The organism is Humibacter sp., from assembly GCF_051954055.1.
Lineage (GTDB): Bacteria > Actinomycetota > Actinomycetes > Actinomycetales > Microbacteriaceae > Humibacter.
On record NZ_JBQCIE010000122.1, the window covers coordinates 71,201 to 96,574 of the forward strand.

Here is a 25,374-nt window from a genome sequence, read left to right on the forward strand (position 1 = left end):
ATGAGCACCTCAACGCTCGAGGCGACGAAGCCCGGGTCGACGAGATCGTCGGCCCGGCTTCGCCGGTTGCTGCCCGATGGGCCGTGGCCATGGATCTTCATCGTGCCGACACTCTTCGGCGTCGCCCTGTTCTACCTCTGGCCGATCGTCAAGACGTTCTACCTGAGCTTCACCACCGTCGGCGTCTTCGGAGGCTCGACGTTCACCGGGCTGGCGAACTATGCGGAGCTGTTCACGGATCCGCAGATTCCGCGTTCCATCCTGAACACCGCCATCTACACCGTGATCGTGCTGCTGGGCATCCCGATCGCCATCGGACTCGCATCGCTGATCGAACGTCCCGGCATGCGGTTCCGCACGCTGTACCGCACCCTCTACTTCATCCCCTATGTGACGATGCCCGCCGCGGTGGGCATCGTGTGGCGGCTGATCTTCAACGGCGACTTCGGCCCCGTCAACTGGCTTCTCTCGCTCGTGGGCATCAAGGGCCCGTACTGGCTGGCGACCCCGGGTTTCGCGCTGGTGGCGGTCGCCATCGTCGGGCTCTGGATGTCGCTGGGCTTCAACTTGATCATCATCAGCGCCGGTCTGCGGGAGATTCCGCAGGAGCTGTACGAGGCGGCACAGGTGGACGGGGCGTCCCGGTTCCGGCAGTTCCGCAGCATCACCGTGCCGCTGCTCACGCCGAGCATCTTCTTCGTGATGATCATGACGGTGGTGAACGGCTTCCAGCTGTTCGACCTGCTGTACGTCATGCTCGGCAAGGCGAACCTCGCCATGCCGCAGACGCAGAGCATCGTCTACATCTTCTACAACGAGGCGTTCATCCAGAACAACCAGGGATACGCCTGCGCCATCGGCATCCTGATCCTCGCGATCATCGCCGTGCTGACGGCGGTGCAGTTCCGGCTGCAGCGGAGGTGGGTGAACTATGTCTGAGAACCTCACCACCGTCGCCGTCGTCACCGGCGACAGGACACGTGAGCGAGAGCTGACGAGGGGCAGAGGGCGCACGCAGTCCAACTGGGGCGCTCACACCGTGCTGCTCATCGGCGGCATCGTCATGGTCTCGCCGCTGATCTACCAGGTGATCATGTCGCTCTCGACGAGCCAGCAGGTCGAGAGTGCGCCGCCCACGTTCTGGCCCGGCGTGCTCCAATGGCACAACTACGCGGATGTCTTCGCGCAGATGCCGTTCGGCCAGGAGCTGTGGATCACCGTCGCGATCACCGCCGTTCGCCTGATCGGGCAGCTGCTGCTGTGCTCGATCGCCGGCTACGCGTTCGCCCGGATGCGGTTCACGGCGAAGGGGATCATCCTCGGCGTCATCCTCTCGATCATCATGGTGCCCGCGCAGATCTACCTGATCCCGCAGTACCAGATCATCCAGGGCCTCGGCTGGCTCAACACGGTCATCGGCATCGCCGCTCCCGGTGTGTTCAGCGCGTTCGGCACGTTCCTGATGCGTCAGTTCTTCATGGGACTGCCACAGGAGCTGGAGGATGCCGCACGCATCGACGGCGCGAGCTCGTTCCGGATCTTCTGGAACATCATGCTGCCGCTCGCGTCGAACGGTCTCTGGGCTCTCGGCATCATCACTGTGCTGTGGTCGTGGAACGACCTGATGTGGCCGCTGATCGTCACCTCCAGCGCGGAGACGGCGCCGCTGAGCGTTGGACTGGCGAACCTGCAGGGCGTGCACACGAACAACTACCCGGTGCTGATGGCGGCGAGCCTCATGGCGATGCTGCCCATCCTCATCCTGTTCGTCGCGCTGCAGAAGCGCGTGGTGGCCGGCATCGGCCGCAGCGGGCTGAAGTGATGGAGGAGGAGACGACCGGCTCGGCGTGGAGTTTCGTGCTGTGCGACTCGCTCGAGAAGGTGTATCCGGATGCCGCACCGCGGCCGTGGTCGCGCGGGGTGCAGCTGAGCGTGGCGCTCGGTGAGACCGCGTCGTTCCAGCTCGCATACCAGCCACCCGTGGGCGGTGACTTCCGCGATCCGACCCCGTTGCGCCTCAGCGTGGAGGGGCCATCGGCCGACCTGGTGACCGTGCATCGGGTGGAGCTCGTACCGTGTGAGCTGCCGGCGTTCCCCGGGCATGACGACGGCTACGACCGCGACGCCCCCGGCCTCTTCCCTGACCTGCTCAGGCCGCTGGAGAACGGCGAGCTGTGGCCGATGTTCGGCGCCTGGCGTGCCGTGTGGTTCGACGTGACGGTCGAGGACGAGGTGCGTGCCGGCATCCACACCGTCACTCTCGTCGTGCGCGACTCCTCCGAACGGGAGTGGTATCGCGAGGATGTCACCGTCACCGTTCTGCCGCTGCGGCTGCCCGAGCTCGACATCGTGAACAGCCACTGGCTGCACGCCGACGCGATCGCCGACCACTATCGCATGCCGGTCTTCAGCGAGGAGCACTGGGCGCTTCTCGAGCGCTTCGTCGCATCCGCCGCAGGCATGGGCGTCAACTCGCTGCTCGCGCCGGTGTGGACACCGCCGCTGGACACCGGGGTCGGTCACTACCGCACGCCCGTCCAGCTCGTGGAGGTCGAGGACCTTGGGGACGGCTCCTTCCGGTTCGGCTTCGAGCGGCTCGTGCGGTGGCTGGAGCTCTGCCGGCGGAACGGCATCCGCGGTGTGGAGGTCGCGCACCTGTTCACCCAGTGGGGAGCCGAGTTCACGCCTGCGGTCTATGCCGGCCGCGGCGGCGAGACCGTCAGGCTCTTCGGGTGGGATGTCCGCGCCACCGACCCGACGTACCGCGCGTTCCTCGAGCAGCTGCTTCCGCCCTTGCTGGCCGTGCTCGATGAGCACGCGGATCCCGGCAGGGTCGTCTTCCACATCTCGGACGAGCCGCACGGTGAGCGGCAGCTGTCGAACTATCTCGCCGCGAAGAACGTGGTCGCCGACCTGCTCGACGGACGCCGCATCGTGGATGCCCTCAGCGACTTCGCGTTCTACGAGAGCGGGGCCGTGCCGGTCCCCGTCGTCGCGACGAATGCCATCGCACCCTTCCTCGAGAACCGGCCGGACGAGCTGTGGGCGTACTACTGCGTCTCCCAGGACCGTGATGTGGCGAACAGGTTCTTCGCGCTGCCCTCCACCAGGAACCGGGTGATCGGGCATCAACTGTTCCGGTTCGGCATCCAGGGTTTCCTGCACTGGGGATTCAACTTCTACTACTCGTGGCACTCGCTGCGGCTCGTCGACCCGTTCCGCGAAACGAGTTCGGGCGGCGCCTTCCCCGGCGGAGACCCGTTCGTGGTGTACCCGGGCGAGGACGGACATCCGTTGCCGTCGATCAGGTACCGGGTGTTCGCGCAGGCCATGGCCGATCACCGCGCGATGCAGGCGCTGCGGGACCGCGAGGGCGCCGACGTGGTGACCGAGCTCATCGACCCGGAGGGCGCGTTGCGTTTCAACCGCTTCGAGGCCGATCCGGTGCACTATCTGAGCGTGCGAGAGGCGATCAACGCACGCCTAATGCGTCAGTGACGTCACCAAGCACCAGGCAGGGCTCGGATGAGATAGACACTTCAAGGATGTCTGCGCAAGGGAGGACGACGGCGTGAAGGCGCTCTACAAGGCCCAGGCCGGGCCAGGACTCGAGCTGGTGGATCGGCCGGAGCCGGTGCCGGCTGAGGACGAGGTGAAGATCCGCGTGCTGCGCACCGGCATCTGCGGCACCGATCTGCACATCAGGCGCTGGGACGACTGGGCGGCGTCCGCCGTTGCCGCCCCGCTCATTCCGGGACACGAGTTCTTCGGCGAGGTCGTCGAAGTCGGCCCGCTCGTGCACGAGGTGCAGGTCGGCGACCTGGTCTCGGGCGAGGGCCACATCGTGTGCGGCATGTGCCGCAACTGCCGCGCGGGCCGCAGGCAGATGTGCATCCGTACCAAGGGTCTCGGCGTGCAGCGCGACGGCGCGTTCGCCGAATACCTCACGCTGCCCGGCACGAACGTGTGGGTGCATCACGAGTCGATCGACCCGGATGTCGGCGCCATCTTCGACCCGCTGGGCAACGCCGTGCACACGGCGCTGGCATTTCCGCTGGTCGGCGAGGACGTGCTCGTCACCGGCTGCGGCCCGATCGGCCTGATGGCCGTCGCGATCGCCAGGCACGTCGGCGCGAGGTTCATCGTCGCCACCGACATCAGCCCTGATCGACTGGCGATGGCCACGCGCATGGGCGCCGATCTGGCGGTTGACGTGTCGAAGAACACGATCCGCAGTGCGCAGGAGACGCTCCGGATGCGCGAAGGATTCGACGTCGGCTTCGAGATGAGCGGTGCCCCCAGCGCGCTTCCGCAGATGATCGAGAACATGAACCACGGCGGCAGCATCGCGATGCTCGGTCTGCCGACCGGCGCGATCGCCATCGACTGGGGCATTGTCGTCACCCACATGCTCACGCTCAAGGGCATCTACGGCCGTGAGATGTTCGAGACCTGGAACGCGATGGGCGCCATGCTGCAGACCAGCGCCGTGCTCCGCGAGGCGATCGGCTCGATCATCTCGGAGCGGATGCCCGCCGCGGAGTGGGAGCGCGGGTTCGAGGCCGCCGCATCCGCCCACGGTGGCAAGGTCATCCTGGACTGGACGCAGCTGAACTAGGAGGGCATCCATGTACGGACGCATCAAGGAGCACCTGGCGAGCGAGCTCGCCGAGATCGAGGCAGCGGGGCTGACCAAGCGCGAGCGCGGCATCCTGGGCCCGCAGAAGGCGGAGATCGAGGCGGACGGCCAGGACGTGCTGAACTTCTGCGCCAACAACTATCTCGGCCTCGCCGACGGCAGCGAGCTGGTGGATGCCGCGACCCGCGCCCTGCAGGAGTGGGGCTACGGGCTGGCCAGCGTGCGGTTCATCTGCGGCACCCAGGAGCAGCACCTCGAACTCGAGCGGAGGGTGTCGGAGTTCCTCGGCACGGAGGCGACGATCCTCTACTCGTCATGCTTCGACGCCAACGGCGGGCTCTTCGAGGTGCTCCTCGGCGCGGAAGACGCGATCATCTCCGACGAGCTGAACCACGCGTCGATCATCGACGGCATCCGGCTGTGCAAGGCGCGGCGGCTGCGTTACCGCAACCGCGACCTCGCCGATCTCGAGGAGCAGCTGAAGGCGTCGCAGGATGCCCGCTTCCGCGCCATCGTCACCGATGGCGTGTTCTCCATGGACGGCTACATCGCACCCCTGGAGGGCATCTGCGACCTCGCCGAGAAGTACGACGCGCTGGTGATCGTGGATGACTCGCACGCGGTGGGCTTCGTCGGAGAGCACGGCCGAGGCACGCCGGAGTTCTGCGGCGTCGAGGACCGGATCGACGTGCGCACGGGAACGTTCGGCAAGGCACTGGGCGGGGCATCCGGCGGCTACGTCTCCGCCCGCAAGGAGATCGTCGACCTGCTGCGGCAGCGCTCGCGGCCCTATCTGTTCTCCAACTCCCTCGCGCCGGCGATCGTGGCGGGAACGCTCGCCGCGCTAGATCTCATCGAGCACTCGGACGACGCCCGCGTGCGGCTGACCGAGAACGCTCGGTTGTTCCGCTCCCTGATGACCGAGGCGGGGTTCGAGCTGCTGCCCGGCGAGCATCCGATCGTGCCCGTCATGTTCGGGGATGCCGCGCTCACCGCACGCATCGCCGCCGAGATGCAGCGCCACGGCGTGTACGTCACCGCCTTCAGCTACCCTGTGGTGCCGGTCGGCAAGGCGCGCATCCGCGTGCAGCTCTCGGCCGCGCACACGCCGGAGCAGGTGCGGCGCTGCGTCGACGCGTTCGTCGCGGCGCGCGACGCGGCGTAGTCCCCGCGCGACGCCGCGTAGTCCCCGCGCCACGATATGCTGGAGCAGTCGCAACTGGCGTAACGACGAGGCCGGGCATCCGGATCCCGTCGCGGATGGTTCACCATCGGGGAGCGACTCCTGACCTTTCGAGATTCGAGGGTGGATTCGGCCGCGCGCCTGGGCCGACGCGATGACACGTGAAGACATCCGCCTCACGAAAGGCAAGGAGCCGCGCATGACCGTTTCCCCCACCTTCAACGCGCCGTTGGCAGAGGTCGATCCCGAGATCGCCGAGGTGTTGAATCTCGAACTCGGTCGCCAGCGCGACTATCTCGAGATGATCGCCAGCGAGAACTTCGTTCCGCGCGCCGTTCTCGAGTCGCAGGGCTCGGTGCTCACGAACAAGTACGCGGAGGGCTATCCGGGCCGTCGCTACTACGGCGGATGCGAGTTCGTCGACATCGCCGAGAACCTCGCCATCGAGCGTGCCAAGTCGCTGTTCGGCGCGGAGTACGCGAACGTGCAGCCGCACTCCGGGGCATCCGCGAACGCCGCCGTGCTGAGCGCCATCGCGCAGCCAGGCGACACGATCCTGGGTCTCGAGCTCGCGCACGGCGGTCACCTCACGCACGGCATGCGGCTCAACTTCTCCGGCAAGCTGTACAACGTCGCATCCTACGGAGTGGACCCGCAGACCTTCCGAGTCGACATGGACGTCGTGCGCGAAAAGGCGCTCGAGCACAAGCCGAAGGTGATCATCGCCGGCTGGTCGGCCTACCCGCGCCACCTCGACTTCGCCGCGTTCCGGACGATCGCCGACGAGGTGGGTGCGACGCTCTGGGTCGACATGGCGCACTTCGCGGGACTCGTGGCCGCAGGTCTGCATCCATCGCCCGTGCCGTACGCGCACGTGACCAGCTCCACGGTGCACAAGACGATCGGCGGTCCCCGCTCGGGCTTCATCCTGAGCAACGACGCCGACATCGCGAAGAAGCTCAACTCCAACGTGTTCCCCGGTCAGCAGGGCGGCCCGCTCATGCACGTGATCGCGGCGAAGGCCACCGCGTTCAAGCTCGCGGCGACCGACGAGTTCCGCGACCGCCAGGAGCGCACGATCCGCGGTGCGCAGATCCTCGCCGAACGTCTGACGGCGGCCGACGCGAAGGATGCCGGCGTCGACGTGCTCACCGGCGGCACCGATGTTCACCTCGTGCTCGTCGACCTGCGCACGTCGGAGTTCACCGGCAAGGAAGCGGAGGACCGCCTGCACGAGGTCGGCATCACCGTGAACAAGAACGCGGTGCCGTTCGACCCGCGGCCCCCGATGGTGACCTCCGGTCTGCGCATCGGCACCCCCGCGCTGGCCACGCGTGGATTCGGGGACGCCGAGTTCACCGAGGTGGCCGACGTGATCGCGCTGGCGCTGAAGCAGGACGCCGACATCGCGGCGCTTCGTGCCCGCGTGCAGAAGCTGACGGATGCCTTCCCGCTGTACCCGGGTCTTGGACCGTCGGGCTTTCCCGTCGAGCAGGTCGAGCTCGCGTCCTCCATCGAGGGCTGAGCCCCATGACGGCCATTCGGCTCGATGGCAAGGCCACCGCCGCCGCCATCAAGCAGGAGCTCACGGAACGCGTCGCCGCCCTGAAGGAGCGCGGGGTCGTGCCGGGCATCGCGACCGTGCTCGTCGGCGCGGATCCCGCGTCGCAGCTCTATGTGGGCATGAAGCATCGCCAGTCGCAGGCGATCGGCATGAACTCCATCCAGATCGAGTTGCCCGCCGATGCGACGCAGGAGGACGTCGAGGCGGCTGTCGACCGGCTGAACGCCGACCAGGACTGCCACGGCTACATCGTGCAGCTTCCGTTGCCGAAGCACCTCGACACTGACGCCATCCTGGAGCGCATCGATCCGGCGAAGGATGCCGACGGTCTGCATCCGACGAACCTCGGCCGGCTCGTGCTCAACGTGAACGCGCCGATCCAGACGCCGCTTCCGTGCACGCCACGGGCCGTGATCGAGTTGCTGCTGCGGAACGACTACGACCTGAAGGGGAAGCACGTCGTCGTCGTCGGACGCGGCGTGACGATCGGACGCTCGATCGGCCTGCTCCTCACCCGGCGAGCGATCAACGCGACCGTGACCCTGACGCACACCGGAACGCGCGATCTGCCGTTCTACCTGCGGCAGGCCGACGTCATCGTGGCGGCGGCCGGGGTGAAGCATCTCGTGCGTCCGGAAGACGTCAAGCCCGGTGCGGCCGTGCTCGACGTCGGAGTGACCCGTGAGGATGACCCGGAGACCGGCAAGTCGAAGGTGTACGGCGACGTGGCGCCCGGCGTCGAGGATGTCGCGGGCTGGCTCTCGCCGAACCCCGGCGGGGTGGGCCCGATGACGGTTGCGCTGCTGATGACCAACGTCGTGGAGGCTGCGGAACGCGCCCTGTAGCGGGCTCCCCGTCTTGGGGGTATCCGCATGATTTCCGGCGTGGTTACGCTGTGCCTCGGTGCCGCCGCCGTGTGCGCTGACGGCGGCACGTCCAAGGGGGAATCGTGCAAGAGTTCATGACCGCTGCCATCACGCTGATCCTCAGCAACATGACCGTCACGCTGTTCGTCGTCGGGTTGATCACCGCGGCGATCATCTCGCTCGCCTCGCGACACAGACACGAACCCGGGTTCGTGAGCGGAGCGTTCCTGAATCAGTTCCTGCTGTTGTCGGTCGGTGTCGCCTACGCGTACAACTTCCTCATGCACAGCGTGTTCGGTGACTTCACCGCGAAGATCATCGGTTGGGCGCAGAGCCCGTTCCAGCTCGAGGTCGCATTCGCGAGCCTCGGCTTCGCGCTCGTGGGCTTCGTGGCGTTCTCGCGACGCCGCGGCCTGATGGTGAAGTTCGTCGCGCTGCTGGGACCCGCGGTGTTCCTCTGGGGCGACGCGGGAGGACACATCTATCAGATCGCCACGACCGGGAACACCGCGGCAGGCAATGCGGGATCCATTCTGTACAGCGACATCCTGTTGCCGTTCATCGGCTTCGCGCTGCTCTGGTGGCACGGCGCGGCCACGCGGCGTCACGAGACCGCGTCGGTTCGCGACCCGGAGGCGTGGTCGGAAGCGACGAGCTGATCAGCGTGAGTCGGGGCTCGCGGCCTCGTCAGAGGTCAGCAGGATGACGTTCCCGTCCGGGTCGTCGACCATCGCCGCGTAAGGGCCAGCGGTCTTGGCGGGCGGCATCCTGCCGTGATAACCGGCTTCGGTGAGTTCCGCCCAGACGCTGTCGACGAGCGCGTCCTCACCGACGTAGAACTCCAGCAGCTGCTGGTAGCCGCCGGACGGACGCCGGAAGTCCGGGTCGTAGACCGAGGCGAAGCTCGTCGTGAGCAGCAGGCTCACGCCGCTCGGCATCCGGTGGATGACGATGGGGCGGTCACCGGCAGGGTCGGGGATGTCGAGGCCGAGGCGACGGTAGAACGCGATCGAGGCATCGAGGTCGCGCACCTCGAGCACGACCATGGCGAGCTGTATCTGCATGGTGCGATCGTGCCGCACGCCACCGACAGTCCTGCTCGGCGAAGGACGAACGCCGTGCGCGGACGCTATCGCTTTCAGACCTCCCCTGCGCTACATTCCAGGCCATGACCACCGTCGACGACCGCGCCAACGCGCCCGGCTCCGGCACGCCGGGCCCCGATGCGCCTCGCCCGAACGCCATGTCCATCGAGCTGAACGCGCTGAACTCCATCGACGAGTCGGAACGTCGCGGACGCCCGCGCGGCCTGTTCTGGCCGTGGTTCGCGGCGAACGTGTCGGTGCTCGGCGTGAGCTACGGCTCGTTCCTGCTCGGCTTCGGCATCTCGTTCTGGCAGGCGACGATCGTCGGCATCCTCGGGATCGTCGTCTCGTTCCTGTTCTGCGGATTCATCTCACTGGCCGGCAAGCGCGGTTCGGCGCCCACGCTGACTCTGAGCCGCGCCGCCTTCGGCGTGCACGGCAACAAGGTGCCGTCGATCATCTCCTGGCTCCTCACGGTCGGCTGGGAGACGGTCCTCGTCGCGCTCGCGGTGCTCGCGACCACGACCGTGTTCAAGGAGCTGGGCGGCGCAGGCGGCACGGTCACCGAGGTGATCACGCTGATCGTCGTCGTGGTGCTCGTGATCGGCGGGGGAGTGTTCGGCTTCCACGTGATCATGCGACTGCAGGTGATCATCACCATCGCGACCGCGGTGCTGACCATCGTCTACATCGCCCTCGTCGCGAACCAGATCGACTTCACGAAGCTCGCGGAACTGCCCTCAGGCGACTTGCCGAAGCTGATCGGCGGATTCGTGTTCATGATGACCGGATTCGGGCTCGGCTGGGTCCAGGCCGCCGCGGACTACTCGCGCTACCTGCCGCGTACATCCTCGTCCGGCGGCGTCGTCGGGTGGACGACGTTCGGTGCATCGTTGGCGCCGGTCATCCTTCTCGTCTTCGGCCTCATGCTGGCCGGCTCGTCGCAGAAGCTGTCGGCGGCGATCGGCGCCGACCCGATCGGCGCGCTGACCACGATCCTGCCGGCCTGGTTCCTCATCCCGTTCGCGGTCGTCGCCGTGCTGGGGCTCATCGGCGGTGCCGTTCTCGACATCTACTCGTCGGGCATCGCGCTGCTGAGCGCCGGTGTGCGCATCCCTCGTCCGGTGGCGGCGCTGATCGACGGCGGGATCATGATCGCCGGCGCGATCTACATCGTGTTCTTCGCTCCGGACTTCATCAGTCCGTTCCAGGCGTTCCTCATCACACTCGGAGTGCCGATCGCCGCGTGGTGCGGCGTGTTCCTCGCCGACCTCACGCTGCGTCGCCGCAATTACTCCGACCGTGATCTGTTCGACTCGCGTGGACGCTACGGGAGTTGGAACTGGCTCGCCATCGCCCTGCTCGTCCTCGGCACCGCGGTCGGCTGGGGCCTGGTCACGAACCCGTACGGCCTGTCGTGGCTGAACTGGCAGGGGTACCTGCTCGGACCGTTCGGCCTCGGTGGCACCAAGGGCATCTGGGGCGGCGCGAACCTAGGCGTGCTCGTCGCCCTCGCGATCGGCTACGTGGGCGTCGTCCTCTTCGGACGCGGCCGTGTGCGCTGGCAGGAGGCACTGCCCGACGACGAACGAGTGGCGGATGGCGCATCCCCGATCGGTGGAACACGCGCGACGGATGCATCGCAGACGGATGCCCGCGCGTGACGGAAAACGCCGATCCCTGGCTCGTCGTCATCGACATGCAGCACGTGTTCGGCGACCCGGCGAGCGGCTGGTTCACGCCCCGCTTCGAGGAAGCGAGAGCGGGCATCCGTCGGCTGCTCCCCGCCTTCGGCGACCGCGTCGTGCACACCAGGTTCGTGGCGCCAGTGCAACCGCAGGGCGCGTGGCGCGCGTACTACGACGCGTGGCCGTGGGCCCTGGTGCCCGGTGACGATCCGCTGTACCGGCTGGTCGACGAGCCGGATCGTTCGCACGGGATCGTGACGGAGACGACGTTCGGCAAGTGGGGCTCCGCGCTGGACCGGGCCACCGGCGGAAGCCGAGAGCTCGTGCTGGCCGGTGTCTCGACGGACTGCTGTGTGATCTCGACCGCGTTGCCGGCCGCCGACGCGGGCGTGCACGTTCGCATCGCAGCGGATGCCTGCGCCGGCGCCACCGACGCCGACCACCGTCGTGCGCTGGACGCGATGGCTCTGTATGCGCCGCTCATCGACATGACGGACGTGGACGCGGTGCTCGCGGCCATCCACTGAGCGATGTCCCGGCGCTCGCTACGCTGGACCGATGAGCATCGACACGTCCCACTCCGCCGTGCAGGCGGTCGAACGCGAGCTTCGGGCGCACGGTATCCAGGGCGAGGTGCGCTGGCTCGATGAGGCGACGCCGACGGCAGCGGCCGCCGCTGAGTCGATCGGCACCGTGGTGGGCGCCATCGCGAACTCGCTCGTGTTCACGCTCGACGGCCAGCCCGTGCTGGTCATGACCTCCGGCGGGCACCGCGTCGACACGGCCTACCTGGGCGAGCGGCTCGGCGGCACGCTGAAGCGGGCTTCCGCCGAGACCGTCCGAGAGGCGACGGGACAGGTGATCGGGGGAGTGGCACCGACCGGGCATCCTGCACCGCTGCGCACGTGGGTCGACACCGCTCTGAAGGCGTACCCCGAGATCTGGGCTGCAGCGGGGCATCCGCACACCGTGTTCCCGCTCACGTACGACCAGCTGGTGCTGCTCACCGGCGGCACCGAGGTCGAGGTCGAGCCCGCGGCTCAGGCATCCTGCGGGTAGATGATCGCTTTCACCGCGGTCGGGTCGGCTGCTCCGATCGCGAGGGCTTCGGCCGTCTGCGCGAGCGTGAAGCTGTGCGTGTGAACGCCGGTCAGGTCGACGCGTCCCGACGAGATGAGCGCGATGCCGAGCGGCCAGGTGTTCTGGTACCGGCTCACCATCGAGATCGTGATCTCGTTCCAGTTCAGCGTGTGCAGCGGCAGGTCGGCGTTCTGCTTCGCGATGCCGATCACTGCGGCACGACCAGCGGGACCGAGTCGGGACAGGCCGTCCGCCAGCACACCCGGCGCTCCGGAGCACTCCAGCAGCACATCGAACGTACGCGATGAGCGGTCGGCACCGCTGAGTTCCACTTCGAAGCCGTGCTTGCTCGCCAGTTCGAGCCGCGGCTGGACCACATCGGTGATCGTCACCGTTCGGGCGCCGAGGGCACGTGCCGCCTCCGCTGCGAGCAGCCCCACCGGGCCGGCGCCCGTGACGAGCACGTCGTCGCCGGGGCGCAGACCCGCGCGCTGGCATCCCCAGAGCCCGACGGAGAGGGGCTCGACGATGGCGCCCTCTTCGAACGTCATGGAGTCCGGCATCACGAACAGAGTGCGAGCATCGATGGCGAGTCGCTGCACGAGCGCGCCGTCCACGGGCGGGGTGGCGAGGAACCGCAGGCTCGGACACAAGTGATAGCGGCCGGCACGGCACTGGGCGCACGTCCAGTCCGGCACGCTCGGCTCGATGGCCACGCGATCACCCGGCACCACGTTCGTGACGCCTTCGCCGACGGCGATGACCTCGCCGGACACCTCGTGTCCGAGGATGAAATCGCCCTCCACGACGTACGGGCCGATGCGTCCGTACCTGAAGAACGCCACGTCGGACCCGCAGACGCCGACCGCGCGGATCGCGACCACCGCCTCGCCGGGCCCTGGCTCGGGCTCGGTCCTCTCCTGCAGCTGGATCGTTTCAAGCGCGGTCATCACAGCGGCGAGGTTCGTCATGCCGCCTCCTTCGAGTCGGTGTTGGTGTTGGGGTCGAGTCCGTGGCGGTCAGATCCGCGCACCGCCGCGGTGCAGTTCGAGGTGCTCGAGGTAGACCTCGGCGTTGCGACGGATGCCCGCCACCTCCTCGTCGCTCAGCTCGCGTCGCACCTTAGCGGGCACGCCCGCCACCAGCGATCGCGGCGGCACGATCGTTCCCGCCGTGACCAGGGCGCCGGCAGCGACGAGCGATTCGGCGCCGATCACCGCACCGTTCATGACGGTGGCGTGCATGCCGATCAGCACGTCGTCTTCGATCGTGCAGCCGTGCAGAACGGCGTTGTGTCCGACCGACACCCCGGCGCCGAGCGTGAGCGGGAAGCCGGTGTCGACGTGGCAGGAGCAGTTGTCCTGGATGTTCGACCGCTCGCCGATGACGATAGGTTCGTTGTCCGCTCGCAGCACCGCGTTGTACCAGACGCTCGCACGTTCGTGCAGCGTGACGGCGCCGATCAGGTGCGAACCCGGCGCGGACCAGGCGGACTCGGCCACCTCGGGCCGCGGCCGGTCGGGAAGTGCGGTGAGGCGGGCATCCTGATGCGCGGTCATGATGCGATTATGCCTGCTCAGTTCCTCCGACCGCCGAGACGGCGGTCGGCGCTGGCGTCGCGGCGGAGGCCAGAAAAGGCCTCCGCTTATAGCTCCAGCGCGCCGCGATTGGTCGCGCGAAGCCCCCGCCGACGGCACCACCGCGAACAGATCGGGCTGGGTGTAGCCGTGCTCGGCGAACGCCGCGTCGACGGACGCCTCCACCTGCGACACGAGTTCGTGCGGCACCAGCGCGATCGCCGACCCGCCGAAGCCGCCGCCGGTCATCCGTGCGCCGATCGCACCGTAGTTCTGCGAGATCTCGACGGCGAGGTCGAGCTGCGGAACGGACACCTCGAAGTCGTCGCGCAGCGAGCGATGCGAGGCATCCATCAGGTCGCCGATGGCCCGCGGACCCTGCTCGCGCAACGTGCGCACCGTGTCGAGCACCCGCTGGTTCTCGGTGACGACGTGACGCACCCGGCGGAACGTCTCGCCGTCGAGCACCTCACGCGCCCGCGGAAGGTCCGCGATCGACACCTCCCGCAGCGACTCGACGCCGAGCGTCCTCGCGCCCGCTTCGCAGGATGCTCGCCTCGCGGCATATCCGCCGTCCGCGTGCTCGTGCTCAACCTTCGTGTCGATCACGAGCACCTCGAGTCCCGCCTCGTCGAACCCGAGCGGGATGACGTCGGTCTCGAAGCTGCGGCAGTCGATGAAGATGCCGCTGTCGGCCTGGCCGAGCAAGGAGGCCGACTGGTCGAGGATGCCCGTCGGAGCGCCGACGACCTCGTTCTCGGCGATGTGGCCGGCTTTGACGAGGGTCTTGCGGTCCAGGTCGAGCCGCCAGACGTCGTTGAGAGCGACGGCCGCCGCTGACTCGATGGCGGCCGACGACGACAGGCCTGCCCCCACCGGCACAGCGGAGTCGAGGTAGAGGTCGAAGCCGGGGACGGCGTCGAGGTCCGCACCCAGCTGGCCCAGCGCCCAGGCCACACCGAGCGGGTAGTTCTGCCAGCCGCGCTCGCCGCCAGGGCCGAGGTCGGAGAGCGACGTCTCCACGACGTGATCGGAGAACGATGACGCGACACGGATCGCCCGGTCATCGCGCAGTGCGAGCGCACCGATCGTCCGCCGGTCGATGGCGAACGGGAACACGAATCCGTCGTTGTAGTCGGTGTGCTCACCGATCAGGTTCACGCGTCCCGGCGCCGACCAGACGCCCTGCGGAGCGTGCCCGAACAGTTCCGTGAAGCGCGCGCGAGCCGCCGCGCGGAGGTCGGTCATACCGGGTTCTCCTTGTCTGCCAGCGCGATCGCCGCGCGCAGCGATTCCGCCTGCCGTTCGGGTGGCACGTCGCCGACCCACGCGCCCATGGCCGCTTCACTCCCGGCCAGGAACTTCAGCTTGTCGGCAGCGCGGCGCGGCGAGGTGAGCTGTAGGTGCAGGCGCACGTCATCGCGGTGCACGTTCACCGGTGCCTGGTGCCAGGCAGCGATATAGGGGGTTGGGGCGTCGTAGAGCCGGTCGACGCCGCGCAGCAGGCGCAGATAGAGCGTCGCGAGCTCGTCGCGCTCGACATCCGTCGTCGCGGCGAAGTCGGGCACCTGCCTGTGCGGCACGAGGTGCACCTCGATGGGCCACCTGGCCGCGAACGGAACGTACGCGCTCCAGTGCGCGCCGGCCAGGAGCATCCGCTCGCCGGCACGCTCGAAGTCCAGGATGTCGCCGAACAGCGTCGGCCCGTACGACTCCACCGAGGCGAGCAGCCGCTGCGTGCGCGGCGTGACGTAGGGGTAGGCGTAGATCTGACCGTGCGGATGCCCGAGGGTCACGCCGATCGCCTCGCCCCGGTTCTCGAAGGGGAAGACCTGCTGGATGCCGTCCATGGCCGACAGCGCGGCAGTGCGGTCCGCCCACGCCTCGATGACGGTGCGAGCCCTGGATGCCGGGATGCTGCCGAACGCACCGGTGTGCTTCGAGCTGAAGCACACCACCTCGCACCGGCCGACAGAGGTGCGCACTCGCCCGATACCGACCTCCGCCAGGTCGGCAAGGCTGCGCGGCGCATCCGGATCGTCCAGTGCAGGGCCGAACGAGGGGGACCGGTTCTCGAAGACGGCGACGTCGTAATCGCTGGGGATCTCGGACGGGTTGCCGGGGGACTGCGGCGCGAGCGGGTCCAGCTCCGCCGGCGGGAGCACCACCCGGTTCTGCCTCGCGGCGGCGATGGAGATCCAGTCGCCGGTCAGCGGGTCCTGACGCATGCGCGCCGTCTGCGGTCGAGGATCGAGCTCGCGGAGGTCGGGCGCGCGATCGGCCGGCAGCGTGCTGTCGGCGTCATCGAAGTAGATGAGCTCACGCCCGTCGGCGAGCCGGTGCTCGCGTTTCGTGATGGTGCCCACACGACGACCCTACCTTACGGATTGACAACCAATCAAAAGCAAACGTAAGTTGCTCCTGTGGCGGACGTTCCCACCTCGATCACCGGTGCCGTACCCGATGCCGGTGCGCCGGCGACCATCAGGCGTCAGCGCATGCTCGGCCTGATCGGTGATCGCGGCTTCGTGCGCGTCAGCGAGCTCAGCGACACATTCGGCGTCTCCGAGGTGACCGTGCGTGCGGATCTCGCGGTGCTCGAGGGGACACAGGGCATCCGCCGCGTGCACGGCGGAGCGATGCCGCGAGTGACCGGACCGCTGCACGAACGCTCGTTCGAGGAGGCTCTGCAGAGCTCCGCCGACGAGAAGCTGTCGATCGCCCGGCGGGCCGTCGAGCTCGTCGAGCCCGGCATGAGCGTCATCGTCGACGTGGGCAGCACGTGCATGGCGCTGGCCAGGGAGCTGGCGCGACGCGAAGACCTGTACGACGTGACGGTCATCACGAACGGCCTGACGATCGCGCTCGAGTTGGAGAACGCCGTTCCGCGCATGCAAGTGATCGTCACCGGTGGCACTCTCCGGCCGCTGCAGCACTCGCTCGTGGCACCGCTGGCCTCGCTCATGTTCGCGCACGTGCACGCCGACCTCGCGTTCATCGGCTGCAACGGAGTGGATGCCCGCGCCGGCGTCACCAACATCAATCTGCCGGAGGCGGAGCTGAAGCGGGAGATGGTGCAGGCATCCGCTCGCGCCGTCGTACTCGCGGACGGATCGAAGGCCGGACAGGTGCACCTGGGCCGCATCGGCGAGCTGGCGGACTTCGAGGCCGTCTACCTCGGTGCCTCAGCGGATGCCCGTGCGCTGCGGGCCCTCCGCGCGGCGCACGCCCGTGTCGTGCGCGCCTGACGACCGGGCGGGCCGCGGCCTACGCTGGGAGGATGCGCGCTCCCACCGGTGACCAGTACGAGCTCACGTGCGAAACGCCCGACGGGCAGGCCAGGGCGGTGATCACACAGGTGGCCGCCGGCATCCGCTCGTACGCGGTCGGCGGTGTGGACGTCACGGAGCCGTTCGACGAATCCTCGACCCCGCCGGGCGGCTGCGGCATCGTTCTCGTGCCGTGGCCGAACCGGGTCAAGGATGCCACGTGGTGGTGGCGCGACGAGTCCGGCTCGGTCACCGAGCAGAAGCTCGCGGTCACGGAGCCGACGCGCGGCAACGCCATCCACGGCCTGCTGCGCTACTCGCCATACCTGCTCGTGATGCGCACGAAGGACTCCGTCACGCTCTCGGCCACCGTCTACCCGCAGCTCGGGTATCCGTTCCTGCTCGACACGACGGTGCGGTACGCCCTGAGCGCCGAGGGCCTCACGGTCGAGCACACGATCGTGAACGCGGGAACGCGCGATGCGCCGGTGGCAGTCGGTGCCCATCCATATCTCAAGGTCGGCGGCGTCGACACGGCGGACCTCGTGCTGCGCCTGGATGCCTCAACGCACTTCGAGGTCGACGAGCGCATGAATGTGGTCGACGAGCATCCGGTGGAGGGCACCGAGTACGACCTGCGGGACGGACGCAGGGTGGGCGACCTCAAGCTGGACGACGGGTTCGGCGGCGTGCAGCACGAGGCGGGCCGAGCCGAGCACTCGCTCACGGCACCGGACGGTCGCTCGGTCACGCTCTGGGGCGACGAGTCCTTCGGCTTCGTGCAGGCGTTCACGAATCGGTCGTTCTCCGCGCTCCCGAGCGGCAGCGTCGCGGTGGCGGTAGAGCCGATGACGGCGCCCGCGAACGCGCTTAACTCCGGACAGGCTCTGCGGTGGCTGAGCCCGGGGGAGACCTTCAAGGCGCGCTGGGGAATCTCGCCGCAGCTGACACCTGCCTAACAGCGCAATCCGAAATAAAGACAGCTACCACCAAAATAGAGTTAACCTCTATGTGGAGGTGACTGTCATGAGTGTGGAACGCCGCAGGTGGTGGGCACTGATCGCGGTGAGCCTGAGCGTGCTCGCGGTCGGCATAGATGGAACGGTCTTGTCGATAGCGTTGCCGACACTCGCCGGGGTGCTGCACGCTTCCGAGTCGCAGCTGGAGTGGTTCTCGGCGGGCTATCTGCTCATGCTCGCCGCGGCCGTGCTGCCTGTCGGCCTGTTCGGCGACCGGTTCGGGCGCAAGAAGGTGCTGCTCGCCTCCCTTCTCGTATTCGGAGCAGGATCTGCTCTCTGCGCGTACTCGACCACAGCCGAGGAGTTCCTGATCGCGCGGCTCGTCATGGGCGTCGCAGGAGCCGGCGTTGCGGTCATGGCGCTGTCGGCGGTCACGGTGTTCTTCGACGAGGCAAGTCGCCCGAAGGCCGTCGGAGTCTTCGCGGCGGCGAACTTCCTCTCCCTTCCGCTGGGACCGATCGTGGGCGGCTGGATGCTCGCCAACCTGTGGTGGGGCTGGGTGTTCCTGCTCAATGTGCCCGTCGTCGTGATCGGCCTGCTCGCGGTGCTGCTGCTCATCCCCGAGTCGCGATCGGACTCGGCCGGGGAACGCTCGCGCCTCGACGTGGTAGGCATCCTCGCCTCGGCCGCCGGCCTCGTCGTCTTCACCTACGGGATCATCGCGGCCGGTCAGCACGGCTGGACGGATGCGACGGCCGTGGCTTCCCTCGCTGTCGGGCTGGTGGTGCTGGCCGCCTTCGTGCTCTGGGAGATCATGCTCACCAGGTGCGGCGGCGCGCCGCTCGTCGACACGCGCCTGTTCCGCTCGCGGGCGTTCACTGGCGGCGCGACCCTCGCCGGAGTCGCTGGCATGGGCATGGTCGGGCTGCTGTTCGTCATGCCGCAGTTCTTCCAGGCGGTACAGGGCGTCGACGTGTTCGTCTCCGGGCTGCGCCTGCTGCCGTTCGTGGGCGGCATGCTGATCGGCGCGCTGCCCGCCGGTCGTATCAGCGCGAAGATCGGATACAAGACGACCGTGGCGCTCGCGTTCCTCGTGATCGCAATCGGATCGGTGCTGGGCTCCTATACCGTTCGGTCCACTGGTGAGGTGTACATCGCGATCTGGATGGCCGTCGTCTGTGCGGGCGCCGGGCTCGGGCTCACCGCCTCGATGTCAGCGGCGGTGTCGCAGTTGACGGCCGAGCGCAGCGGAATCGGCTCCGGTATCGTGCAGGCGCTGCAGAAGACCAGCGCTCCGCTCGGCACGGCCATCCTCGGGAGCGTCGTCGCCGCGGTGTACACCGCTGAGCTGGCGAAGCCGCTCTCGGCGATTCCGGCGCTCGCCGCGGACCCGAGTGCGGCATCCGTCGTGAAGACCAGCGTCTATGCGGGAGCGACCATGGCGGCCAAGCTGCACTCGCCCGAACTCGCCGATGCGGTGCGTACGGCTTTCACGCACGGCATGAGCGTCTCCCTGCTCGTCTCCGCCGGCATCGCGGTGATCGGGGCCATCATGGCTGTGGTGATCCTTCCACGCAGGGCAAGGGACGGCGCGGCCGGATCAGCCGACGAGACCCCGACCGGAAGGGCCGCATATGCCGAACCGAACGGATGACCCGGCGAAACCTGGGCTCCGTGAGCGCAAGAAGGCGCGCACACGGGCATCCATCCAGTCGCACGCGCTTCGACTGTTCACACAACAGGGTTACGAGGCCACGACGATAGATCAGATCATCGACGCCGCTGAGGTGTCGGAGAGCACATTCTTCCGCTACTTCCCGACCAAGGAATCGGTCGTGCTCTTCGACGAGTTCGACCCGCGGATCGTCGCTGCATACAACGCGCAGCCCGCCGAGCTGTCGCCGATCGCAGCGATGCGGGCGGCGATGCGAGAAGCGCTGAGGGGATTGACCGACGAGCAGAGGCAGGAGCAGCGTGAACGGCTGCCCCTGATGCTCGGAGTTCCGGCCCTGCGTGCGGCGATGCTCGACCAGTTGTCGCAGGGAATGCTCTTGCTGTCCGAAGCGATCGCGCGACGTTCGGGGCGGCCGGCCGACGACTTCCAGGCGCGCACTGTCGCAGGCGCGATCGTGGGCTGCATGTTCGCCGTGCTGGGCGAGCTGATGGATGACCCGGACCGGGACATGTTCCAACTGATCGATGAGGCGTTCGCGTACCTGGAGAACGGACTCGACCTGTAGGGATGCCTACTTCGGGGCGACCGCGTTCGCCTTGATCACCGAGCGGTACCACCCGAAGCTCTTCTTCGGGGTGCGCTTCTGAGTGGGGTAGTCCACGTTCACGAGCCCGAAGCGCTGTGTGTAGCCCTCGGCCCACTCGAAGTTGTCCAGCAGTGCCCACACGTAGTGGCCCTCGAGCGGGACGCCCGCTTCGATCGCTCGTGCCGCCTGCTGGAAGTGCGAGCGCAGGTAGTCGATGCGCTTCGTGTCGTTCAGGCCGTTCTGCATCGGGTCGTCCGGGATGCCGTTCTCGGTGATCACGAGCGGCACGCGCTTGTAATCGCGCTTCAGGCGGGTGAGCAGCTCATAGAGTCCCGGCGCCCAGATCTGCTGCCAGTTCGCCGCCGACGTCTGGTGGATCTGCACCATCTGCCCGTTCAGGTCGACACCGGCGACGCCGTAGTAGTTCACGCCGAGCACACCGATGGGAGAGGAGATCGTCTTCAGGTCGCCACCCTGCACGAGTGCGGCGAACCGGTCGGGGTCGGCCGGGAGCTGCCCGTTCTCGGTGCCGATGGCATCCGTGGGGTAGCTGCCCTTCAGCACCGGATCCAGGAACAGTCGGTTCTGCACGGCATCCACGTTCTTCGTCGGCAGCTTCGCCGCCGGATCCGTTGCGCTCACCGGCGTGAGGTTGAGCACCGGGCCGACCCGGCCGGCCACGCCGTTCGCGCCGAACGACTGCACGGTGAGCCCGTGCGCGAGCAGCTGGTGGTGCACGGTCGCCGCCGCCTGGTTCGGGTCCATGATCCCCGGCGCGTGACTGCCGTACCAGTAGCCGTTGAACGCCTGCGTCTTCGGCTCGTTCAGCGTGTACCAGTCGGCGCCGACGTCCTTGAACGCGGCGAACACGATGTCGGCGTAGTCGGCAAACCGGTTTGCGGTGTCACGCAGCGGCCAGCCACCGGCATCCTGCAGCGGTTGCGGCAGGTCCCAGTGGTAGAGCGTGATCGCCGGTCGGATGCCCCGCTCGGCGAGCCCGTCGATGAGCTGCTTGTAGAAGTCGAGGCCCTTCTGGTTCACCGCACCGGAACCAGTCGGCTGGATGCGCGGCCAGGCGAGCGAGAATCGGTACCCGCCGACTCCGAGAGACTTCAGCAGGTCGAAGTCAGTGCGCCAGCGGTGGTAGTGGTCGTCGGCGACGTCACCCGTCGAGCCGTCTGCGATCCGTCCCAGTCCCGCCTGGGAGAACGTGTCCCAGATGGACGGACCGCGGCGTCCACGTTCCACGCGCCCTCGATCTGGTACGCGCTCGTGGCGGCACCCCACACGTATCCCTTCGGAAAGCGCATGGGAGACGCTGGAGGACTCCAGGATGCCTTCGCGCGGGTCGATGGCGTGCAGCCGGCGAGCGCCGCGGTCGTGAGACCGCCCGCCGCCACGGCGCCTGCCGCGCCCAGGAACTGTCGTCTGCTCGGCATACTGGTCAGCCCTCGTCGATGCCTTCGATCACCGAGTTCCGCGGTTTCAGCGAGCCGCCGGTGGCGAGCTTCATGTGGTCGCTGTTCAGGTCGATTGCCAGCTCCGTTCCGCCGGCGCTCCCGTACTCGTGCTGGTAGCTGCGCCAGCTGGAGCCGCGCACCTCGCGCTCGAAGCCGGTCTCCATGAGCAGCAGCAGCTCGAAGGCGGCGCGGTCGACGCGGGAGCCGAGGGCGTTGTCCTGCCAGTCCTCAGTCGCCGCGAACACCGAGGTGGGAACGCTCAACGCACGAAGGTAGGCGAACAGTGACCGCATCTGCTCGTCGACGACGAGGGCGTGCCGTGCGGTTCCCGCGGTCGCCGCGAGCGCGACGGGCTTGGCGATCAGCAGGTCGTTGTCCAGCACCTGAAAGAACGAGCTGAACAGGCCGCTCGGGCCGGCCTTGTACACCGGCGTGCTCGCTACGATGCCGTCCGCCTCGCGCAAGGCGTCGACCGCCGCGGTGAATCGAGGTCCCAGCAAGCCGGATGCCAGCGCGCCCGACAGCTCGGGCAGCAGCTCCCGCAGATCCACCGTGGTGATCCGCACGGAGTGCCCTCGGCGCTCCGCCGTCTCCCGAACCGACTGGGCGATGCGGTCGCCTAGCAGCTTCGTCGACGACGGATCGCTGATTCCGGCGTTCACCACGGCGAGACGGAACGTCTTGCCCTGTTCGTTCTGCTGACCGTGCTCGAAAGGCTGCGACGGTGTCATGTCAGTCCTCCTCGAACGGCGAGGCCGCGACGGAGTCGGTGTCCTGGTACGGCGAACCGCCCGTCACGTTGTCACCGCGGTTCGCGTTCGGCCGGGGCTGCCGGGGCTCGGCGTCGCCGTACTTGGCCTTCACCAGGCTCGCGTGAGTCGGGGCATCCGGAACCTCGGGATCGCGCAGCGACTCGAATTCCCGGCGCAGCACGGGAACCACCTCGCCACCGAGCAGCTCGAGCTGGTCGAGCACCTTGCCGAGCGGCAGGCCCGCGTGATCGACGAGGAAGAGCTGGCGCTGGTAGTCGCCGACGTAGTCGCGGAAGCCCAGCGTCTTGTCGATGACCTCCTGCGGCGATCCGACAGTGAGTGGCGTGCTCTCGGTGAACTGCTCCATGGACGGGCCATTGCCGTACACCGGCGCCTCGTCGAAGTACGGACGGAACTCGTCGCGGGCATCCTGCGAGTTCTTCGCGATGTAGGTCTGACCGCCGAGCCCGACGATGGCCTGCTTTGCGCTGCCATGGCCGTAGTGCTCGAAGCGCTGCCGGTAGAAATCCACCATGCGCTGGGTGTGCTCCTTCGGCCAGAAGATGTGGTTCGCGAAGAATCCGTCGCCGTAGTAAGCGGCCTGCTCCGCGATCTCCGGAGTGCGGATAGAGCCGTGCCAGACGAACGGCGGCACGTCGTCGAGCGGGCGCGGCGTCGACGTGAAGCCCTGCAGCGGTGTGCGGAAGTGTCCCTCCCAGTCCACGACGTCTTCGCGCCAGAGGCGGTGCAGCAGATTGTAGTGCTCGAGTGCGAGCGGAAGGCCCTGGCGGATGTCTTGACCGAACCACGGATACACGGGGGCGGTGTTCCCACGTCCGAGCATGAGGTCCATGCGGCCCTTCGACAGGTGCTGCAGCATCGCGTACTCCTCAGCGATGCGCACCGGATCGTTCGTTGTGATGAGCGTCGTCGAGGTCGTCACTATCAGTCGCTTCGTGAGGGCCGAGATGTGCGACAGCAGGGTCGTGGGGGATGAGGAGAAGAACGGCGGGTTGTGGTGCTCGCCGATGGCGAAGACATCCAGCCCCACCTCCTCGGCCTTGACCGCGAGCTGCACCGTGGCGTCGATGCGCTCGGCCTCACTGGGCGTGACGCCCGTCGTCGGGTCGCGCGTGATGTCGCTGACCGAGAAGATTCCGAACTGCATCGGGATGACCCCTTCCAGATGGACCGGTCGTACGGCCCGACTATCGATGTATGCGTTTGCATATATACCGAACGCACCATCCTCTGCAATCATTCCCGGCTCCGGCAGGAACCGCACGAGTTCTGGTGATCACGCGTCAGGGGTTGACCGGCCGTTCGGCACTACTGGCGTCGATAGACATCGCCTCGGAGCGCCAGTTGCGACCCATGCGTTCATACGTCACGATCGCGTGGCAGTTCCGACATCGCACGTCGCACTTCTCGATCTCCTTCATCACGATCGACTCGCTGAAACCAAGGTCGACGAGCTTCATGACCGCTTCCCGTTTGACCTCGCCGGGTCGGTGATCGAAGTCGAGCAGCCGCAGATCCGTCACCCCGCAGTCGACGCATGGATGCGTGCGCAGGTACTCGGCGACGAACCGCTGAAGCGCCTTACGGCGCTGCTTCTTTCGTGCGCCGATCACCTGAATGTGCTTCTCCCGGTTCTCCGCGTAGTAGCGTCGCGCGGCCGCCCGGTTGCACTCCTTGCAGGTGTTCTGCAGGCCGTCAGGGCTTCGCGCTCGCCGGTTGAATTCCGAGAGTGCCCTAGACTCGGAACACGTTCCGCACACCTTGCGCGGCTCTGTGTCACGCCCCCGTAGCTCAGAGGCAGAGCAACCGGCTTTTAACCGGTGGGTCGAGATATCGTAATTCTCCGGGGGCACTGTCTTCGGGTCGCCCGACATGTCCGTCGCCACGAAAGTTCCTTCGTTTGTCGTCCCCGATGGAACGACGTTAGCGCTCACCTCTGACAGAGCGGCAGCGGACGTCAGTCGGGCGGACGCGCGGCAGAAGTAAAGGCGGACGCCGCGACATCTGTCTGCAACGCCCGCCTTAGTCGGTGGGGAACACGCGGCCCGTCAGGCGCGCCTGCTCCCTGTGAGGGCCCGGATGATCCAGGCGATGATGGCCAGCAGCAGGAGAACGATTCCGACCCACAGCAGCCAGTTGACCGCCGAGACGAAGCCACCCGTGAAGAGCAGTATGACGGCGATGATGACCACGATGATCAGCAGGATGTTCATGACGCTTCACCCTATCGTCGGCCCTCATCCGGGGGTAGACCCTTGACATCCGCACTCCGCCTGCATCCACGCGGCAGATGCGGAATCCTTGAGGGGTGACCGATTCGAGCCGCCCGTACCACAAGCCGACGAAGCTCCCCGGCTTCCGGTTCGACGACCTGCACGGGGCAGACGACCCGGCCAAGACGAGTCGCGTGGCGCACGAGACCGCGGCGGCGCTGCTCGAGAGGGTGCGCAGGCATCCGGACCCGGAGATCGTCTCACGCCTGGTTTCGTACACCGACGACAACGGCATCGACGCGATCGCCGAGCTGTGGTCGCGTGCCGCGGCGCACAGCCTGCCGGGCGCGCTGTGGCGCATCTACCTTCTGCGGCTGGCGATCCGTGAGGATCCGCACGCGACCAGCCTGCAGTTCCAGCGTGGAACCGAGGTGCTCCAGTCGATCGACCCCGTCGTGGCGGGCGCCGAGACGCCGACCGGGCCGAGCGAGATCATCGATCTGGCCGATCGCATCCTTCGCGGTGTCTTCGAGGGCGACTTCGCCGTCGCGCTCGAACGCGCTGCGGCCTTCTGCCGTGTCAGCGCTGCCGGGTGCACGAGCCTCGCCGACGACGCGGATCCGACCGAGCCCGAGCGCGCGAGCCTGCTGACGAGGCGAGCCTTGCGCTTCTCGGAGTTTGCGGCCGAGCTCACGGCTGCTGCACGCCTCTGGCGCAGCGACTCACTGGAGTGAACCGGGCAGCGTGAAGCGTGATT

At 67.7% G+C, this 25,374-nt stretch carries 24 protein-coding genes, 1 tRNA gene, 2 pseudogenes and 1 riboswitch; of the genes and pseudogenes, 17 read left to right on the forward strand and 10 right to left on the reverse strand.

The window, feature by feature from the left end; all coding sequences use genetic code 11:
* The 8 genes from ACTHNC_RS16280 to ACTHNC_RS16315 all read left to right on the forward strand — a co-directional run bounded on the left by ACTHNC_RS16280 (nucleotide 1) and on the right by ACTHNC_RS16315 (nucleotide 8,911).
* On the forward strand, nucleotides 1-939 hold the full coding sequence (locus ACTHNC_RS16280; protein WP_440295670.1) for a carbohydrate ABC transporter permease: 939 nt from the start codon (nucleotides 1-3) through the stop codon (nucleotides 937-939).
* Complete coding sequence (locus ACTHNC_RS16285) at nucleotides 932-1,822, forward strand: carbohydrate ABC transporter permease (protein WP_440295671.1); 891 nt, start codon at nucleotides 932-934, stop codon at nucleotides 1,820-1,822. The genes ACTHNC_RS16280 and ACTHNC_RS16285 overlap by 8 nt, the downstream gene beginning before the upstream one ends.
* On the forward strand, nucleotides 1,822-3,498 hold the full coding sequence (locus tag ACTHNC_RS16290) for a DUF4091 domain-containing protein (RefSeq protein ID WP_440295672.1): 1,677 nt from the start codon (nucleotides 1,822-1,824) through the stop codon (nucleotides 3,496-3,498). The genes ACTHNC_RS16285 and ACTHNC_RS16290 overlap by 1 nt, the downstream gene beginning before the upstream one ends.
* Nucleotides 3,499-3,571: 73 nt before the next feature.
* Nucleotides 3,572-4,618 (forward strand): L-threonine 3-dehydrogenase, encoded by a 1,047-nt coding sequence (tdh, locus tag ACTHNC_RS16295; protein WP_440295673.1) that lies wholly within the window; start codon nucleotides 3,572-3,574, stop codon nucleotides 4,616-4,618.
* A 10-nt stretch (nucleotides 4,619-4,628) separates the two neighbouring features.
* A complete protein-coding gene (locus ACTHNC_RS16300) occupies nucleotides 4,629-5,804 on the forward strand; it encodes a glycine C-acetyltransferase (RefSeq protein ID WP_440295674.1) in 1,176 nt (391 codons plus the stop codon).
* Between the two features lie 40 nt (nucleotides 5,805-5,844).
* A riboswitch (ZMP/ZTP riboswitch) is annotated at nucleotides 5,845-5,976 on the forward strand.
* 45 nt (nucleotides 5,977-6,021) lie between these two features.
* A complete protein-coding gene (gene glyA, locus ACTHNC_RS16305; RefSeq protein ID WP_440295675.1) occupies nucleotides 6,022-7,347 on the forward strand; it encodes a serine hydroxymethyltransferase in 1,326 nt (441 codons plus the stop codon).
* A 5-nt stretch (nucleotides 7,348-7,352) separates the two neighbouring features.
* Entirely contained in the window at nucleotides 7,353-8,231 is an 879-nt protein-coding gene (locus ACTHNC_RS16310) for a bifunctional methylenetetrahydrofolate dehydrogenase/methenyltetrahydrofolate cyclohydrolase (RefSeq protein ID WP_440295676.1), read from the forward strand.
* A 104-nt stretch (nucleotides 8,232-8,335) separates the two neighbouring features.
* The gene (locus ACTHNC_RS16315; protein WP_440295677.1) at nucleotides 8,336-8,911 is read left to right on the forward strand and encodes a DUF6790 family protein; all 576 of its coding nucleotides are present in this window, start codon (nucleotides 8,336-8,338) and stop codon (nucleotides 8,909-8,911) included.
* Here the strand turns inward: ACTHNC_RS16315 and ACTHNC_RS16320 are convergent, their stop codons facing one another.
* Nucleotides 8,912-9,316 carry a VOC family protein gene (locus tag ACTHNC_RS16320; protein WP_440295678.1) on the reverse strand — a complete coding sequence of 135 codons (405 nt, stop codon included), beginning with the start codon at nucleotides 9,314-9,316 and terminating at the stop codon, nucleotides 8,912-8,914.
* A gap of 179 nt (nucleotides 9,317-9,495) precedes the next feature.
* On the opposite strand from ACTHNC_RS16320, the gene ACTHNC_RS16325 reads away from it, so the two are divergent.
* From ACTHNC_RS16325 to ACTHNC_RS16335, 3 genes are read left to right on the forward strand one after another with little or no spacing between them, the layout of a single operon-like run.
* Nucleotides 9,496-11,001 carry a purine-cytosine permease family protein gene (locus ACTHNC_RS16325; protein WP_440295717.1) on the forward strand — a complete coding sequence of 502 codons (1,506 nt, stop codon included), beginning with the start codon at nucleotides 9,496-9,498 and terminating at the stop codon, nucleotides 10,999-11,001.
* A complete protein-coding gene (locus ACTHNC_RS16330; protein WP_440295679.1) occupies nucleotides 10,998-11,552 on the forward strand; it encodes a cysteine hydrolase family protein in 555 nt (184 codons plus the stop codon). The genes ACTHNC_RS16325 and ACTHNC_RS16330 overlap by 4 nt, the downstream gene beginning before the upstream one ends.
* A 31-nt stretch (nucleotides 11,553-11,583) precedes the next feature.
* Complete coding sequence (locus ACTHNC_RS16335) at nucleotides 11,584-12,084, forward strand: YbaK/EbsC family protein (RefSeq protein WP_440295680.1); 501 nt, start codon at nucleotides 11,584-11,586, stop codon at nucleotides 12,082-12,084.
* Here ACTHNC_RS16335 and ACTHNC_RS16340 read toward each other — a convergent pair.
* The 4 genes and pseudogenes from ACTHNC_RS16340 to galT form a co-directional block, all read right to left on the reverse strand.
* Nucleotides 12,066-13,076 carry an NAD(P)-dependent alcohol dehydrogenase gene (locus ACTHNC_RS16340; RefSeq protein ID WP_440295681.1) on the reverse strand — a complete coding sequence of 337 codons (1,011 nt, stop codon included), beginning with the start codon at nucleotides 13,074-13,076 and terminating at the stop codon, nucleotides 12,066-12,068. The genes ACTHNC_RS16335 and ACTHNC_RS16340 overlap by 19 nt on opposite strands.
* Before the next feature lie 48 nt (nucleotides 13,077-13,124).
* The gene (locus tag ACTHNC_RS16345; protein ID WP_440295718.1) at nucleotides 13,125-13,664 is read right to left on the reverse strand and encodes a gamma carbonic anhydrase family protein; all 540 of its coding nucleotides are present in this window, start codon (nucleotides 13,662-13,664) and stop codon (nucleotides 13,125-13,127) included.
* 111 nt (nucleotides 13,665-13,775) lie between these two features.
* Nucleotides 13,776-14,930: pseudogene (galK, locus tag ACTHNC_RS16350) on the reverse strand (galactokinase); the annotation flags it as partial.
* Nucleotides 14,927-16,048, reverse strand: coding sequence for a galactose-1-phosphate uridylyltransferase (galT, locus tag ACTHNC_RS16355; RefSeq protein ID WP_440295682.1), 1,122 nt, complete (start codon nucleotides 16,046-16,048; stop codon nucleotides 14,927-14,929). The gene galT and the pseudogene galK, both read right to left, overlap by 4 nt.
* A 57-nt stretch (nucleotides 16,049-16,105) precedes the next feature.
* On the opposite strand from galT, the gene ACTHNC_RS16360 reads away from it, so the two are divergent.
* From ACTHNC_RS16360 to ACTHNC_RS16375, 4 genes are all read left to right on the forward strand, one after another.
* Complete coding sequence (locus ACTHNC_RS16360) at nucleotides 16,106-16,930, forward strand: DeoR/GlpR family DNA-binding transcription regulator (RefSeq protein WP_440295683.1); 825 nt, start codon at nucleotides 16,106-16,108, stop codon at nucleotides 16,928-16,930.
* A 32-nt stretch (nucleotides 16,931-16,962) separates the two neighbouring features.
* Nucleotides 16,963-17,910 carry an aldose 1-epimerase family protein gene (locus tag ACTHNC_RS16365; RefSeq protein ID WP_440295684.1) on the forward strand — a complete coding sequence of 316 codons (948 nt, stop codon included), beginning with the start codon at nucleotides 16,963-16,965 and terminating at the stop codon, nucleotides 17,908-17,910.
* A gap of 67 nt (nucleotides 17,911-17,977) precedes the next feature.
* Entirely contained in the window at nucleotides 17,978-19,564 is a 1,587-nt protein-coding gene (locus tag ACTHNC_RS16370; protein ID WP_440295685.1) for an MFS transporter, read from the forward strand.
* Nucleotides 19,545-20,150: an acyl-CoA-like ligand-binding transcription factor gene (locus ACTHNC_RS16375; RefSeq protein WP_440295686.1), complete on the forward strand. Its 606-nt coding sequence runs from the start codon at nucleotides 19,545-19,547 to the stop codon at nucleotides 20,148-20,150. Before ACTHNC_RS16370 ends, ACTHNC_RS16375 begins: the two co-directional genes overlap by 20 nt.
* Before the next feature lie 6 nt (nucleotides 20,151-20,156).
* Here ACTHNC_RS16375 and ACTHNC_RS16380 read toward each other — a convergent pair.
* The 4 genes and pseudogenes from ACTHNC_RS16380 to ACTHNC_RS16395 all read right to left on the reverse strand — a co-directional run bounded on the left by ACTHNC_RS16380 (nucleotide 20,157) and on the right by ACTHNC_RS16395 (nucleotide 24,017).
* A pseudogene (locus ACTHNC_RS16380) lies at nucleotides 20,157-21,610 on the reverse strand (GH1 family beta-glucosidase).
* Nucleotides 21,611-21,615: 5 nt separating this feature from the next.
* A complete protein-coding gene (locus ACTHNC_RS16385; protein ID WP_440295687.1) occupies nucleotides 21,616-22,362 on the reverse strand; it encodes a CE1759 family FMN reductase in 747 nt (248 codons plus the stop codon).
* Between the two features lies 1 nt (nucleotide 22,363).
* Entirely contained in the window at nucleotides 22,364-23,551 is a 1,188-nt protein-coding gene (locus ACTHNC_RS16390) for an LLM class flavin-dependent oxidoreductase (protein ID WP_440295688.1), read from the reverse strand.
* Between the two features lie 136 nt (nucleotides 23,552-23,687).
* Nucleotides 23,688-24,017 carry a hypothetical protein gene (locus tag ACTHNC_RS16395; RefSeq protein WP_440295689.1) on the reverse strand — a complete coding sequence of 110 codons (330 nt, stop codon included), beginning with the start codon at nucleotides 24,015-24,017 and terminating at the stop codon, nucleotides 23,688-23,690.
* 167 nt (nucleotides 24,018-24,184) lie between these two features.
* Between ACTHNC_RS16395 and ACTHNC_RS16400 the strand changes: the two genes are divergently transcribed.
* Nucleotides 24,185-24,256 (forward strand) — tRNA-Lys (locus ACTHNC_RS16400).
* A gap of 196 nt (nucleotides 24,257-24,452) precedes the next feature.
* Here ACTHNC_RS16400 and ACTHNC_RS16405 read toward each other — a convergent pair.
* On the reverse strand, nucleotides 24,453-24,617 hold the full coding sequence (locus ACTHNC_RS16405; RefSeq protein ID WP_440295690.1) for a hypothetical protein: 165 nt from the start codon (nucleotides 24,615-24,617) through the stop codon (nucleotides 24,453-24,455).
* A gap of 95 nt (nucleotides 24,618-24,712) precedes the next feature.
* Between ACTHNC_RS16405 and ACTHNC_RS16410 the strand changes: the two genes are divergently transcribed.
* Entirely contained in the window at nucleotides 24,713-25,351 is a 639-nt protein-coding gene (locus tag ACTHNC_RS16410) for a DNA-directed RNA polymerase subunit beta (protein ID WP_440295691.1), read from the forward strand.
* Nucleotides 25,352-25,374: the final 23 nt, after the last annotated feature.